Genomic DNA, 13,297 nt, shown 5'->3' with positions numbered 1-13,297 from the left:
AAAAGCGCGCAGGCCCGACCCGCTAATAGTGATACCACTTCAGTTCCAGCATCACCTCGTTCTGCGCGGTAGCCAAATGGCTGAATTCGCGCGAAGCACTCAACCGCAGCCCAAGGTTCTGGCTGATTTCCCATTGCTGGTTCAGGCTCACGCTGCGCCGCACTTCGCCATTGGTGAAGTAGTCGCCCTTGGCCTCGAGCGTCATGTTGCCCAAGCCGTTGCGCCACAGCAGGCCGCCGTTGAACCCCGCCGCTGGGGCGATGAACTGGGCGAAGTCATTGTGATGCTCGACCCGCACCGTGCCCAGGGCAAAGCCCAACAAACCGTCGGCCAGCTGCCAGGTGCCACCGGCGCCGCCATTCACATGGCTCACCAGCACCTCGTCATCGTGCTTGCCCGGCACCCGCTCCAGCCCACCAGCCACCTGCCATGACCAGGGCTTGAGCAGCTCGTTGCGTGGCGTCAGTGAGCGAATGGTGGCCAGGTCCAGCCGTTGTACCTGCCAATCGTTGCCTTCGTACTGGCGCACCTTCAGTTGCAAAATTTCGATCTGCGCGCCCAGCGGGAAGCCATAGGCGTTGTCATTCAGGTCGTGGTAGGCCATGCGCAGGCCGTATTCGGCGTAGGCACGGTCTTCACGGGTGCCCACGCCCAACTGCCAGGTGCGCGAGTCATGACCATCCTCGGGCAGGCCGGGGCGTTCGATTTGCAGGGGCGGCGGTGGGTTGCCGTTGATTGCACGCAGCAGCTCGAAGCTGCGTTTTGCCTGGCCGGGGGCGCGTTCCTGGCCATTGGCCCGGTACCGCTCCAGGCGATACGCCGCATCTTGCACCAGCGCCTGGCGTTCGCGGGGCAGGGCCTTGAACTCGGCGCTTTGCAGCTGCGCGGTGTCGGCGCTTGCCGCCAGTACCTGGCGTTTTTCGTTGTGGTCAAGCGGCTCGGCACGGGCCAGCAACTCGCGCTCGCGAGAGGGGCGGTAAGTCTCACTGGCGACCAGGCCGGACTGCTTCACGGCTTTCACGGTGTCGGTGGGAATGGCGGTTAGCGGAAACTGTGACGTCAGGTCCAGGCTCGGCCGGGCCACTTGCAGTAGCTCCAGTAGGCGATACGAGCAGTTTTCATCGAAGAAGAAGTAGTCGAACTGGATCTGCTTCAGCTCCCACACGTGCTCGACCATGCGCCCGGTTTCTTCGGGTGTCAGGTCCAGCTGGTACTCCCACAGGTCGCGGTTTTCCAGGCTGCGGTATTCGGAGAGTTTTTCCTGGTAGGGCATCAGCGCGAACAGCCCTGGGTAGCCCCCCATCAGGCCTTTCCAGGCGTACAGGATGCTGTTGTCGCTGCCTTCGATGTAGGCACCGAAATTGATCGCGTAGCTCAGCAGGGTGGTGTCGTCGCTGCGGGTGGTGGACTGGTCGATGCGCAGCAGCGTGTGGCCGAACATCGACGACGGGCTGTTCAGGTAAGCTGCCGGGAAGATCAGCGCGGCGCTGTGCGGGTCGATCGACTGGTACCAGGTCTTGAATTCCTGGCAGTCCGGTTGCGGCAAGCCTTGCAGGTCGAGTTGTTCGCGCAGCCAGCGGGTACGCGCCGGGAATACGCATTGGGCGTGCTTGTCGCCGAGGCTGGCCGGGGCATACAGCGCGTCGACCGTGGCCTTCAGCTCCTGGTCGGGGTGATGCGCACCGTCCTCGGCGAGGAAGAACGCATCATCGTCCACATAACTGCGCCAGCCGCCGAGCTTGGCGGTTTCGTAGTGACCAATGGCGAGCCAGTAAGGGGTATTGGCCAGTTGCTGGAGACGGCCTTGATCCAGCACGGGCGCGGCTTGTACGGGGGCGCAGGCACACAGCGCCAGGGCAGCGAGGCGTTTGAGCATATCGGGCAACTACTTCTAAACGATGCCGAAAAAGGCGAAACCCGCCCCGGGTGGGGCGGGAGCAGCTGTGCTTAGGCCTCGGTGGCGTATTTGGCCAGGCGTGGGTCGCTTTTCAGAACGGCCAGGGTGTTGCTGTGAACCGTTTCGGCAGTGACGTCGGCGCTGCTGAAGATTTGGTTGAAGTGCTGGTGGGTGACCGAGTTGAAGTAGCCGCGGTCTTCCGGGGCCACACCAAGGACGACGGCATAGGTGGTCAGTGCTTCGCCCTGGCCCATGGCCATGTCTTCGGACAGCTCGTTCATCATGCCGTTCATGGCGAACCAGGACTTGCCGCCGTAGGTCAGCGAAGCCTTGGTCGAGCAGCCGTTGGTGCCGGAGGTCATGCCGAAGGTGGCGTTACCGGAGGTGCCGTTTGTGGTGGAAGCCAGGAAGTGTGCCGGCGTGCCGCGCTGGCCTTCGAACAGCATGTTGCCCCAGCCGCAGTTCGGGCCGCCAGGCGCTTCGGCCATGGCGTTCAGCGAGACCACGGTGAACAGAGTACCCAGAAGAATCCGTTTCATAGCATTTGTTCTCTTTGTCTTAACCAAGGGTCAGGGTTTCTGGCAACTCGGTTGCCAGGTCGGGAAAGCTTTTCACCCACCCGCGCAGCTTGGAGTTTAGGCACGATCTAAAGGTTGCGTTGTTGATTGCGAAAAATTTGCTGTTACATGACCTGCACGGGCTAAGACCTGCCGCGATATTAAAGTCCCGTAGAGCCTTGCAAGGCGCGCTGGGGCAGCGCCAGAATGCTGGTCATCTGCCCGCCGAAGTAAGGAAACCCAATGCCCGATCCTGTCGCTGCGCGCCTGCGTCTCGCGCCTGAAGCCCTGACCCGGCGTTTCTCCCCCGAGCAGTTTGCCTTTACCAATACCGACGATCTGGAGCCGTTTCGCGGAGTCCTGGGCCAGGAGCGTGCTGTCGAGGCCCTGCAGTTTGGCGTGGCCATGCCGCGCCCTGGTTACAACGTGTATGTAATGGGTGAGCCCGGTACCGGGCGCTTCTCGTTCGTCAAGCGCTACCTCAAGGCCGAGGGCAAGCGCCAGCAGACCCCGGCCGACTGGGTCTACGTCAACCACTTCGACGACACCCGTGAGCCACGGGCACTGGAGCTGCCGTCTGGGAGCGCCGCCGAGTTCATCAGCGACATGGGCGGGTTGATCGACAACCTGCTGTCCACGTTTCCTGCCGTTTTCGAACACCCGTCCTATCAGCAGAAGAAGGGTGCTATCGACCGTGCCTTCAACCAGCGCTATGACCGCGCCCTGGACGTGATAGAGCGCGCATCGCTGGAAAAAGACGTGGCCTTGTATCGCGATGCCAGCAACGTCGCCTTCACGCCGATGGCCGATGGCAAGGCGCTGGATGAAGCCGAGTTCGCCCAGTTGCCGGAAGCGGTACGCGAGCAGTTCCACGAAGACATTGCCTTGCTCGAGGAACAGCTGAACGAAGAGCTGGCCAGCTTGCCGCAGTGGAAGCGCGAGTCGAACAACCAACTGCGCCAGCTGAACGAAGAAACCATCACCCTGGCGCTGCAGCCGCTGTTGGCGCCGCTGTCGGAAAAGTACGCCGAGAACGCGGCGGTCTGCGCATACCTGCAATCGGTGCAGTTGAACCTGCTGCGTACCGTGGTCGAGCAACTGGTGGATGACAGCAAGACCGACGCCGTGGCCCGCAAGCTGCTCGAAGAGCAGTACGCGCCCAGCCTGGTGGTGGGCCATCACGCAGCCGGCGGCGCGCCGGTGGTGTTCGAGCCGCATCCGACCTATGACAACCTGTTCGGCCGTATCGAATACAGCACCGACCAAGGCGCGCTGTACACCTCCTATCGCCAACTGCGCCCAGGCGCGCTGCACCGTGCCAACGGTGGCTTCTTGATTCTTGAAGCCGAGAAGATGCTGGGCGAGCCGTTCGTTTGGGATGCGCTCAAGCGTGCACTGCAGTCGCGCAAGCTGAAGATGGAGTCGCCGATCGGTGAACTGGGCCGTGTCGCCACGGTCAGCCTGCAGCCGCAGATGATTCCGCTCAACGTCAAACTGGTGATCATCGGCTCGCGCCAGCTGTACTACGCGCTGCAGGACCACGACCCGGACTTCCAGGAGATGTTCCGCGTGCTGGTGGACTTCGACGAAGACATGCCGATGGTCGACGAGAACCTGGAGCAGTTCGCCCAGCTGTTGCGCACCCGCACCAACGAAGAGGGCATGGCGCCGCTGACCAGCGACGCCGTGGCGCGCCTGGCCACCTACAGCGCTCGCCTGGCTGAAAACCAGTCGCGCCTGTCGGCGCGTATCGGCGACCTGTTCCAGTTGGTGAGCGAGGCTGATTTCATTCGCCAGCTGGCCAGTGACGAAATGACCGACGCCGGCCACATCGAGCGTGCGCTCAAGGCCAAGGCCACCCGCACCGGGCGTGTGTCGCAGCGGGTGCTGGACGACATGCTCGCCGGCATCATCCTCATCGATACCGAAGGTGCTGCAATCGGCAAGTGCAACGGCCTCACGGTGCTGGAGGTGGGCGACTCGGCGTTCGGTATGCCGGCACGTATTTCGGCCACTGTGTACCCAGGCGGCAGCGGCATTGTCGACATCGAGCGTGAGGTCAACCTTGGCCAGCCGATCCACTCCAAAGGCGTGATGATCCTTACCGGTTATCTGGGCAGCCGCTATGCCCAGGAATTCCCGCTGGCGATTTCCGCGAGCATCGCCCTGGAACAGTCCTACGGCTACGTGGACGGTGACAGCGCCTCGCTGGGCGAAGCCTGCACGCTGATTTCAGCCTTGTCGCGCACGCCGCTCAAGCAGTGTTTCGCTATCACTGGTTCCATCAACCAGTTTGGTGAAGTGCAGGCAGTGGGCGGGGTCAACGAGAAGATCGAGGGCTTCTTCCGCCTCTGCGAGGCGCGAGGCCTGACGGGCGAGCAAGGGGTGATCATTCCGCGTGCCAACGTTGCCACCCTGATGCTTGATGAGCGCGTGCTGCAGGCCGTGGAGAACGGCATGTTCCACGTCTATGCGGTCAGCCAGGCTGATGAGGCGCTGAGCCTGCTGGTGGGCGAGGAGGCCGGGGTGCTCGACGACAAGGGGCTGTTCACCGAGGGCAGCGTCAATGCTCGGGTGGTGGAGCGCCTGCGTGAAATTGCCGAGATGATCAGCGAAGAAGAAATCGAGAAGGCAGAAAAGGAACACCTGGAAGAGGTGATTGCCAAGGCCAAACCGGCTTGAGTCAATAAACTGGCGCTGGCGGCGATGTGCTACCGTTCAGCGCCGGTTTTCCATCTTTCTGTACTGTTCTTCTATGCTGGAACTTAAGGACGGTATCAGGTTCAGGATGGAAACAGCCTGAGGTTCAGGCTGAACAAGGCTTTTTGGAGGGGACGCGGCCATGCGCAACCTCAGCCTCACACGCCAGTGCCTGGGCCTGGTGACCCGCATCGAATGCAGCATCCGCCCACTGGCCGGGGACAACGGCATGTGGACGTTGCTGTTCGCCGCCGGCATGGCCGGTGAACAACCTTCCGCGATCAAGGCGCAGGGGCCGTTTCATGGGCCGCTGGTGGCCGAATCGGTGCTCAATGCCATCGTCGACAGCCTGACCTTGCATGGGTACCAGGTGGCCGAAGACCCGCAGATCTGGTGTTTGCATTTGCAGGCGCAGTTACGGCGGATCAATGGCGAGCGGTGCCGTAATCTTGGGGATTACCAGTTTCATCCAGAGACCTGAACGATTGCCGGGGCTGTAAAACAGCCCCCCGTTCACCGGGCTTTTGCTGTAACAGGTGGCTGGCTATACTCGCCGTCGATTTTTAGTCACCTGATGAGTCCTGAACTTCATGGAACGTATCCTCGAAAACGCGATGTATGCCTCGCGCTGGCTGCTCGCCCCGATCTACTTCGGCCTGTCCCTTGGCTTGCTGGCCCTGGCACTGAAATTCTTCCAGGAAGTGGTCCATGTCCTGCCCAACGTCTTCGCCCTGAGCGAAGCCGACCTGATCCTGGTGATCCTGTCGCTGATCGACATGTCGCTGGTGGGTGGCCTGCTGGTCATGGTGATGATCTCCGGGTACGAGAACTTCGTTTCGCAACTGGACATCGACGAAAGCAAGGAAAAGCTCAACTGGCTCGGCAAGATGGACTCTTCGTCGCTGAAGATGAAAGTTGCCGCATCGATCGTGGCGATTTCGTCGATTCACCTGCTGCGGGTGTTCATGGATGCGCAGAACATCTCCACCGATTACCTGATGTGGTACGTGATCATCCACATGACCTTCGTGATCTCGGCGTTTTGCATGGGCTACCTGGACAAGCTGACCAAGCACTAAGCCAGGTTGCTGCATTCACCGCCCGTCCGTTGCAAAACGGACGGGCGGTGTTGTTTCTGGCTTGTGCTTTCGGCTGGCCTGTAGAAAAAATGAGCACTCATGCGTGGTTCTAATCGCGAGGTGCTCTCATGAACCTGCATCAGCTCAACACCGAGGCCAGGGCTGGCCATGTCGACGAACTGAACCTGATCGCCATCGAAGGCGGTGACTACCTGCTCGAGGCCCGGGTCAAAGGCCACGCTCACCCTCTGTCCGATACCCGTGGTGAACGCTTGCGCGTGCACTCGGTGGAAGATGCGCGCAAGTTGCTGCAAACCATCCCCATGGTCTCGATGAACCTGGTGCATTGGTCGGTGCAGGACGAAATGTGCGGCATGGGTACGCACCCGGAAGAAGACCTGAAGGTGCCGATCTCCCAACGCTCGGCCTGGTAGCTGCTCGCCGCGCCCCAGTGTGCTAGGCTGCTCGCCCTTTTCATCAAGGGCGCGGCTGCACTGCGCCCTGCAGTGGAGCACGACAATGTCCGAACTCAATCTGTCCACCGACGAAACGCGCGTCAGCTACGGTATCGGCCGTCAGCTGGGCGGCCAGCTGCGCGACAACCCGCCACCAGGCGTCAGCCTGGAAGCCATCCTGGCCGGCCTGACCGACGCCTTCAACGGCGCCGACAGCCGCGTCAGCGAAGCCGACCTGTCGGCCAGCTTCAAAGTGATCCGTGACATCATGCAAGCCGAAGCGGCCGCCAAGGCTGAAGCCGCTGCTGGCGCTGGCAAGGAATTCCTGGCCGAAAACGCCAAGCGTGATGGCATCACCACCCTGGCTTCGGGCCTGCAGTTCGAAGTACTGACCGCAGGTGAAGGCGCCAAGCCGACCCGCGAAAGCAACGTGCGTACGCACTACCACGGCACCCTGATCGACGGCACCGTGTTCGACAGCTCCTACGAGCGCGGCCAGCCGGCTGAATTCCCGGTTGGTGGTGTGATCGCTGGCTGGACCGAAGCCCTGCAGCTGATGAACGCTGGCAGCAAATGGCGCCTGTACGTGCCGAGCGAGCTGGCTTACGGTGCCCAAGGCGTTGGCAGCATCCCGCCGCACAGCGTACTGGTGTTCGACGTCGAGTTGCTCGACGTTCTGTAATGCCCTCGGGGCCGCATTGCGGCCCATTCGCGGGCAAGCCCGCTCCTCCAGGTATTGCGCAGAACTCAAACCTTGCGCGGTCGCTGTGGGAGCGGGCTTGCTCGCGAAGAGGCCAGCCCTGCTGGCCTCAATTCCAATCTGTCCCCATCGGGCGCAATGCCCGCGCATAGCAGAACAGAAACAAGTTCCGCACCAATTCCTTCAGTACCCCAGGTTCACTCGAATTCAACCCGCTCATGTCCAGGTCGCCCTGGTCACGCAATTCGTCAAGTGCATCTTGTTCAAGCACCGCACACACTTCGCCGGTTTCCCGATGAAGAATGCGCAGGTAGGGGTGAGGGCGGTCCAGCCAGGCGTCGATCAGATAAGTCATGGCTATTCTCCTTGGAAAGCGGTTCCAATGAGAATAATTCTTATTATCAAAATAGCAAGCGCCAATTGGCGGATTTTTGTGTAATCAGACTTTGCGCACGAATTCGGACTTCAGCTTCATGGCGCCGATACCGTCGATTTTGCAGTCGATATCGTGGTCGCCGTCACACAGGCGGATGTTTTTGACCTTGGTGCCAACCTTGACCACCAGGGACGAACCTTTGACCTTGAGGTCCTTGATCACGGTGACGGTGTCGCCGTCCTGCAGGATGTTGCCGACCGAGTCCTTTTTCACCACCTCGTCGATGGCCTCGGCATCGCCGCTGGCCGACCACTCGTGGGCGCATTCAGGGCAGATCAGCTGAGTGCCATCCTCATAGGTGTATTCGGAGTTGCATTTTGGGCAGGGTGGCAGAGTGCTCACTTCGGATCCTCAAACAAACAGACGGGCGGTTAAAAGCCCACATTGTAAAAGGTATTTTTCCAGAAGTGATTATGTCCGGACAAAAGCATCGCGGGCAAGCACGCTCCTACAGGCGGCGCAGTCCTTGTAGGAGCGGGCTTGCCCGCGAATGAAGACGACTCTGTCTGTCAGTGAGTACGCGCGACCGCAAACTCGCTCAGCTCAACCAGCGCATCCCGGTATTCGCTGGCTGGTAGTACTTCGAGGCATGCAATGGCACGCTTCACATAATCACGCGCCAGCTCTGCGGTGTACTTCAGCGCGCCGGACTCTTCGACCGCCACGCGAATCTGCTCCAGATCCTCCAGGCCACCCTTCTGGATCGCCTGGCGAACCAGTGCGGCCTGCTCGGCAGTGCCTTCGCGCATGGTGTAGATCAGCGGCAGGGTAGGCTTGCCTTCGGCCAGGTCGTCACCGACGTTCTTGCCCAGGGTTTGCGAGTCACCCTTGTAGTCCAGCAGGTCGTCGACCAGTTGGAAGGCCACGCCCAGGTGGTCGCCGAAGGTGCGCAGGGCTTCGCGCTGCTCATCAGTGGCTTCGGCCAGCGCTGCGGCGCTGTGGGTCGAGGCTTCGAACAGCATCGCGGTCTTGCCGCGAATCACCTCCATGTAGACCTCCTCGGTGGTGCTGGCGTCGCGTACCCGCGACAGCTGCAGCACTTCACCCTCGGCAATCACCCGGGTGGCCTTGGAGAGGATTTGCATGACCGGCATCGAGCCCAGTTCGACCATCATTTCGAACGAGCGCGAATAAAGGAAGTCACCCACCAATACGCTCGGCGCATTGCCCCACAGGGCATTGGCGGTGGAGCGGCCACGGCGCATGCCGGACATGTCGACCACGTCGTCGTGCAGCAGGGTGGCGGTGTGCAGGAATTCAATGGTGGCGGCCAGCAGACGCAGGTCGTCGCCTTCACGGCCCAGGGCCTTGCCACACAGCAGTACCAGCAGGGGACGCAGGCGCTTGCCACCGGCCGACGTGATATAGTCGCCGATCTTCGATACCAGCGGCACGCGCGAGGTCAGCTGCTTCTTGATGATCTCGTCGACGGCGCTGAAATCATCAGCCACCGCGCGGTAGAAGGTTTGGGGTTGCATCGGCTGCTCCAGTGAGGTTGCGCGGCATGCTAGGTCGCGGGTCCCGGTGTGTCAAGGCGCGGTGCCAGCTGGCCGGGGGCGGTACTTGCAAGCAAAACCGCGGTTGCGTACAATCGCGCACCCTAACTTCCTGGGCAGCACCTGCCTTACGCAATTGCGCCGGGCCGTTCCAGCCCTGTGCAGCCATGCCAGCCAATACTCATCATATAAAGCGCTGGGTGAGCAGGATTATCGGAGAAATACCATGTCTTACGCAGTAATCGTTACCGGCGGCAAGCAGTACAAAGTCGCTGAAGGTGAATTCCTCAAGATCGAAAAACTGGAAGTCGCCACTGGCGAATCCGTGACCTTCGATCGCGTTCTGCTGGTCGCCAACGGTGAAGAAGTCACCATCGGTGCTCCAGTTGTTGCTGGCGCTAAAGTAGTGGCCGAAGTCGTTTCGCAAGGCCGCCACGACAAGGTTCGCATCATCAAGTTCCGTCGTCGTAAGCACCACATGAAGCGTATGGGCCACCGCCAGTGGTTCACCGAGATCAAAATCACCGGCATCCAGGCTTAATCCCCTAGATCCCCTGAATTTATTTGGAGAATTGAACCATGGCTCACAAGAAGGCTGGTGGTAGTACTCGTAACGGTCGCGACTCAGAATCTAAACGCCTTGGCGTGAAGATGTATGGCGGCCAGGTTATCAAGCCAGGCAACATCATCGTCCGTCAGCGCGGCACCGAATTCCACGCTGGCTACGGCGTTGGCATGGGCAAGGACCACACCTTGTTCGCCAAGATCGAAGGCGTGATCAAGTTCGAGAAGAAAGGCGAGTTCATGCGCCGTTACGTGAGCATCGTCGCCGCTTAATCGCGACGTCGCTCCAGAAGCCCCGTCATGCGACGGGGCTTTTTCGTTTGTGGTGAGCCTCTTGCAAAGCTGTTTGTCTGGGTTGCCGGCGTTGGTTTCTACGGTCGTACGGGGCCGCCGCGCTCATTTTTGCAAGAGCCTCATGTTTTTGAGTCATTCAGCTCGTCTGCCGACGAGAGGCGGTTTTAATGAAGTTTGTTGACGAAGTATCGATTCGGGTCAAAGCCGGTGACGGCGGCAACGGTTGCATGAGCTTCCGTCGCGAGAAATTCATCGAGAACGGTGGCCCCAACGGCGGTGACGGCGGTGATGGTGGCTCGGTGTACATGGTTGCCGACGAAAACCTGAACACCCTGGTCGACTACCGCTACACCCGTCACCACGAAGCCCAGCGCGGCTCCAACGGCGGCAGCACCGACTGCACCGGCAAGAAGGGTGAAGACCTGTTCCTGCGCGTGCCGGTCGGCACCACCGTGATTGACGCCTCGACCCAGGAAGTGATCGGTGACCTGGTGACCCCTGGCCAGAAGCTGATGGTTGCACAAGGCGGCTGGCACGGCCTGGGCAACACCCGCTTCAAGTCCAGCACCAACCGTGCGCCGCGCCAGACCACCCCAGGCAAACCGGGTGACCAGCGTGACTTGAAGATGGAAATGAAGGTGTTGGCCGACGTCGGCCTGCTGGGCCTGCCGAACGCCGGCAAGAGTACCTTCATTCGCTCGGTCTCGGCCGCCAAGCCGAAAGTGGCCGACTACCCGTTCACCACCCTGGTGCCAAACCTGGGTGTGGTCAGCGTCGACCGCTGGAAGAGCTTCGTCATCGCCGACATCCCCGGCCTGATCGAAGGCGCTTCCGAGGGTGCCGGCCTGGGTATCCGCTTCCTCAAGCACCTGGCGCGTACTCGCGTACTGCTGCACCTGGTGGATATCGCACCGCTGGATGAAAGCAGCCCGGCCGATGCCGCCGAAGTCATCGTCAACGAGCTGACCCGCTTCAGCCCGTCGCTGGCCGAGCGTGAGCGTTGGCTGGTACTGAACAAGTCGGACATGGTCATGGACGACGAGCGTGATGAACGTGTTCAGGAAGTGATTGATCGCCTCGAGTGGGAAGGCCCGGTCTACGTGATCTCGGCTATCTCCAAGCAGGGTACCGACAAGCTCAGCCATGACCTGATGCGCTACCTCGAAGACCGCGCCGATCGCCTGGCCAACGACCCGGCCTACGCCGAAGAGCTGGCCGACCTCGACCAGCGCATCGAAGACGAAGCCCGTGCCCAGCTGCAGGCCCTGGACGACGCCCGTACCCTGCGTCGCACCGGCGTCAAGAGCGTGCACGACATCGGCGACGATGACGGTTGGGATGATGATTTCGAGGACGACGAAGACGGCCCGGAAATCATTTACGTGCGCGACTGATCGGTTGCAGTACACTAAACGCCGCTCTCTGGAGCGGCGTTTTTGTATCCACGGTATCTACAGATTCGACATAGGTTGGAAGAAGATGCGAAGCAAGGTGACGGGCGCCAAGCGCTGGGTCGTGAAGATTGGCAGTGCTCTGCTGACCGCCGATGGCAAGGGCCTCGACCGCGGCGCCATGGCCGTTTGGGTCGAGCAGATGGTCGCGCTGCGTGAGGCAGGCGTGGAGTTGGTACTGGTCTCCTCCGGGGCCGTTGCTGCCGGCATGAGCCAGCTGGGCTGGACTACGCGACCGAGCGCGATGAACGAGCTGCAGGCGGCGGCCTCGCTCGGCCAGATGCGCCTGGTGCAGGCCTGGGAGTCGAGCTTTGGCGAACACGGCAAGCACACCGCGCAGATCCTCTTGACCCATGACGACCTGTCCGACCGCAAGCGTTACCTGAACGCCCGCAGCACCTTGCGCACTTTGGTCGACCTGGGTGTGGTGCCGGTAATCAACGAAAACGACACCGTGGTCACCGACGAAATCCGCTTCGGTGACAACGACACCCTGGCGGCGCTGGTAGCCAACTTGGTCGAGGCCGACCTGCTGGTGATCCTCACCGACCGCGATGGTATGTTCGACGCCGACCCGCGTAACAACCCGCAAGCCCAACTGATTTACGAAGCCCGTGCCGACGACCCGTCGTTGGATGCCGTGGCCGGTGGTACCGGTGGTGCCCTGGGTCGTGGCGGCATGCAGACCAAGCTGCGCGCAGCGCGCCTGGCTGCCCGTTCCGGTGCCCACACCATCATCATCGGTGGCCGCATCGAGCGCGTGCTGGATCGCCTCAAGGCGGGCGAGCGCCTGGGTACCTTGCTGTCGCCCGAGCGCGGCATGCTCGCTGCGCGCAAACAATGGCTGGCAGGCCACCTGCAGACCCGTGGCACCCTGGTGCTGGATGCCGGTGCCGTGCAGGCACTGCGCCAGGCCAACAAGAGCCTGTTGCCGGTCGGCGTGAAGACCGTGCAGGGCAGCTTCCGCCGTGGCGAGATGGTGGTGTGCGTTGGCCCGGACGGTATCGAGGTGGCCCGCGGCCTTGCCAACTACAGCGCCCTGGAGGCGCAGAAGATCATTGGCCAGCCCTCGGACGCGATCGAGTCGATTCTTGGCTACAGCGCCGAGCCTGAGCTGGTACACCGCGACAATCTGGTGCTGGTATGAGCCTGTTCAAGCGGGTGATTGCCGTGGCAGCGCTGGCACTGCCAATGCTGGCCGGGGCCGAGGAAGTCGGCCAGGTGTCCACGGTCTTCAAGTTCCTTGGGCCGAACGACCGCATTGTGGTCGAAGCGTTTGACGATCCCAAGGTCGAGGGCGTGACCTGCTACCTGTCACGGGCCAAGACTGGCGGCATGAAGGGTGGCTTGGGGCTGGCGGAAGACCGTGCGGAGGCGTCGATTGCCTGCCGTCAGGTTGGGCCGATCAACTTCAAGGGTGAGTTGAAGGATGGCGAGGAAGTGTTCAAGGAACGCACCTCGCTGGTGTTCAAGACCATGCAGGTGGTGCGCTTTTTGGACAAGAAGCGCAATACGCTGGTGTACCTGGTGTACAGCGACCGCATGATCGAAGGCAGCCCGCAGAATGCGGTGACCGCGATACCGATCTTGCCTTGGGCTCATTGATAGCCTGGTAGATTGCCGGGAGGCCTTCGGCCTCCTTTCGCGACACAAGGCCGCTCCTACAGG

15 protein-coding genes are annotated in these 13,297 nt (G+C 61.4%); 10 read left to right on the top strand and 5 right to left on the bottom strand.

Annotated elements, in window-relative coordinates:
- Positions 1–22 precede the first annotated feature (22 nt).
- On the bottom strand, positions 23–1,876 hold the full coding sequence (locus DM807_RS14830; protein ID WP_179027496.1) for an Lnb N-terminal periplasmic domain-containing protein: 1,854 nt from the start codon (positions 1,874–1,876) through the stop codon (positions 23–25).
- A gap of 71 nt (positions 1,877–1,947) precedes the next feature.
- Positions 1,948–2,436, bottom strand: coding sequence for a DUF3015 domain-containing protein (locus DM807_RS14825; protein WP_012270426.1), 489 nt, complete (start codon positions 2,434–2,436; stop codon positions 1,948–1,950).
- A 261-nt stretch (positions 2,437–2,697) separates the two neighbouring features.
- Between DM807_RS14825 and DM807_RS14820 the strand changes: the two genes are divergently transcribed.
- The 5 genes from DM807_RS14820 (at position 2,698) to bamJ (ending at position 7,370) form a co-directional block, all read left to right on the top strand.
- A complete protein-coding gene (locus DM807_RS14820) occupies positions 2,698–5,136 on the top strand; it encodes a Lon protease family protein (protein WP_060514795.1) in 2,439 nt (812 codons plus the stop codon).
- A 160-nt stretch (positions 5,137–5,296) separates the two neighbouring features.
- Entirely contained in the window at positions 5,297–5,635 is a 339-nt protein-coding gene (locus DM807_RS14815) for a PA4575 family protein (protein ID WP_003247487.1), read from the top strand.
- A gap of 109 nt (positions 5,636–5,744) precedes the next feature.
- The gene (locus DM807_RS14810) at positions 5,745–6,233 is read left to right on the top strand and encodes a TIGR00645 family protein (protein WP_012270428.1); all 489 of its coding nucleotides are present in this window, start codon (positions 5,745–5,747) and stop codon (positions 6,231–6,233) included.
- Between the two features lie 128 nt (positions 6,234–6,361).
- On the top strand, positions 6,362–6,667 hold the full coding sequence (locus DM807_RS14805; protein ID WP_012270429.1) for a DUF6482 family protein: 306 nt from the start codon (positions 6,362–6,364) through the stop codon (positions 6,665–6,667).
- Positions 6,668–6,752: 85 nt separating this feature from the next.
- The gene (gene bamJ, locus DM807_RS14800) at positions 6,753–7,370 is read left to right on the top strand and encodes a BamJ family beta-barrel-assembly machinery protein (RefSeq protein WP_012270430.1); all 618 of its coding nucleotides are present in this window, start codon (positions 6,753–6,755) and stop codon (positions 7,368–7,370) included.
- 127 nt (positions 7,371–7,497) lie between these two features.
- Here the strand turns inward: bamJ and DM807_RS14795 are convergent, their stop codons facing one another.
- From DM807_RS14795 to DM807_RS14785, 3 genes are all read right to left on the bottom strand, one after another.
- Positions 7,498–7,743, bottom strand: coding sequence for a PA4570 family protein (locus tag DM807_RS14795; protein WP_012270431.1), 246 nt, complete (start codon positions 7,741–7,743; stop codon positions 7,498–7,500).
- A gap of 84 nt (positions 7,744–7,827) precedes the next feature.
- Entirely contained in the window at positions 7,828–8,166 is a 339-nt protein-coding gene (locus tag DM807_RS14790; RefSeq protein WP_069943228.1) for a zinc ribbon domain-containing protein YjdM, read from the bottom strand.
- Between the two features lie 167 nt (positions 8,167–8,333).
- On the bottom strand, positions 8,334–9,302 hold the full coding sequence (locus tag DM807_RS14785) for a polyprenyl synthetase family protein (RefSeq protein WP_012270433.1): 969 nt from the start codon (positions 9,300–9,302) through the stop codon (positions 8,334–8,336).
- A 244-nt stretch (positions 9,303–9,546) separates the two neighbouring features.
- Between DM807_RS14785 and rplU the strand changes: the two genes are divergently transcribed.
- The 5 genes from rplU (at position 9,547) to DM807_RS14760 (ending at position 13,234) form a co-directional block, all read left to right on the top strand.
- Entirely contained in the window at positions 9,547–9,861 is a 315-nt protein-coding gene (gene rplU, locus DM807_RS14780; RefSeq protein WP_003247466.1) for a 50S ribosomal protein L21, read from the top strand.
- Between the two features lie 38 nt (positions 9,862–9,899).
- On the top strand, positions 9,900–10,157 hold the full coding sequence (gene rpmA / locus DM807_RS14775; protein ID WP_003247464.1) for a 50S ribosomal protein L27: 258 nt from the start codon (positions 9,900–9,902) through the stop codon (positions 10,155–10,157).
- A gap of 188 nt (positions 10,158–10,345) precedes the next feature.
- Positions 10,346–11,572 (top strand): Obg family GTPase CgtA, encoded by a 1,227-nt coding sequence (cgtA, locus tag DM807_RS14770; RefSeq protein WP_012270434.1) that lies wholly within the window; start codon positions 10,346–10,348, stop codon positions 11,570–11,572.
- Positions 11,573–11,657: 85 nt separating this feature from the next.
- Positions 11,658–12,776, top strand: a complete 1,119-nt coding sequence (proB, locus tag DM807_RS14765) for a glutamate 5-kinase (protein ID WP_179027495.1) — start codon at positions 11,658–11,660, stop codon at positions 12,774–12,776.
- A complete protein-coding gene (locus DM807_RS14760; RefSeq protein ID WP_012270436.1) occupies positions 12,773–13,234 on the top strand; it encodes a CreA family protein in 462 nt (153 codons plus the stop codon). Before proB ends, DM807_RS14760 begins: the two co-directional genes overlap by 4 nt.
- The last annotated feature ends 63 nt before the right edge of the window (positions 13,235–13,297 follow it).

The organism is Pseudomonas hunanensis (assembly GCF_013393325.1).
Taxonomy (GTDB): domain Bacteria; phylum Pseudomonadota; class Gammaproteobacteria; order Pseudomonadales; family Pseudomonadaceae; genus Aquipseudomonas; species Aquipseudomonas putida_P.
Note: the sequence above shows the minus strand (reverse complement) of the source record. Positions and strands in the feature narration are given on the sequence as shown.

Coding starts and splice junctions, on each gene's coding strand:
- DM807_RS14830 (WP_179027496.1), bottom strand. CDS start 1,876: ATGCTCAAACGCCTCGCTGCCCTGGCGCTGTGTGCCTGCGCCCCCGTA.
- DM807_RS14810 (WP_012270428.1), top strand. CDS start 5,745: ATGGAACGTATCCTCGAAAACGCGATGTATGCCTCGCGCTGGCTGCTC.
- rpmA (WP_003247464.1), top strand. CDS start 9,900: ATGGCTCACAAGAAGGCTGGTGGTAGTACTCGTAACGGTCGCGACTCA.
- rplU (WP_003247466.1), top strand. CDS start 9,547: ATGTCTTACGCAGTAATCGTTACCGGCGGCAAGCAGTACAAAGTCGCT.
- cgtA (WP_012270434.1), top strand. CDS start 10,346: ATGAAGTTTGTTGACGAAGTATCGATTCGGGTCAAAGCCGGTGACGGC.
- DM807_RS14815 (WP_003247487.1), top strand. CDS start 5,297: ATGCGCAACCTCAGCCTCACACGCCAGTGCCTGGGCCTGGTGACCCGC.
- DM807_RS14820 (WP_060514795.1), top strand. CDS start 2,698: ATGCCCGATCCTGTCGCTGCGCGCCTGCGTCTCGCGCCTGAAGCCCTG.
- bamJ (WP_012270430.1), top strand. CDS start 6,753: ATGTCCGAACTCAATCTGTCCACCGACGAAACGCGCGTCAGCTACGGT.
- DM807_RS14795 (WP_012270431.1), bottom strand. CDS start 7,743: ATGACTTATCTGATCGACGCCTGGCTGGACCGCCCTCACCCCTACCTG.
- DM807_RS14760 (WP_012270436.1), top strand. CDS start 12,773: ATGAGCCTGTTCAAGCGGGTGATTGCCGTGGCAGCGCTGGCACTGCCA.
- DM807_RS14805 (WP_012270429.1), top strand. CDS start 6,362: ATGAACCTGCATCAGCTCAACACCGAGGCCAGGGCTGGCCATGTCGAC.
- proB (WP_179027495.1), top strand. CDS start 11,658: ATGCGAAGCAAGGTGACGGGCGCCAAGCGCTGGGTCGTGAAGATTGGC.
- DM807_RS14825 (WP_012270426.1), bottom strand. CDS start 2,436: ATGAAACGGATTCTTCTGGGTACTCTGTTCACCGTGGTCTCGCTGAAC.
- DM807_RS14785 (WP_012270433.1), bottom strand. CDS start 9,302: ATGCAACCCCAAACCTTCTACCGCGCGGTGGCTGATGATTTCAGCGCC.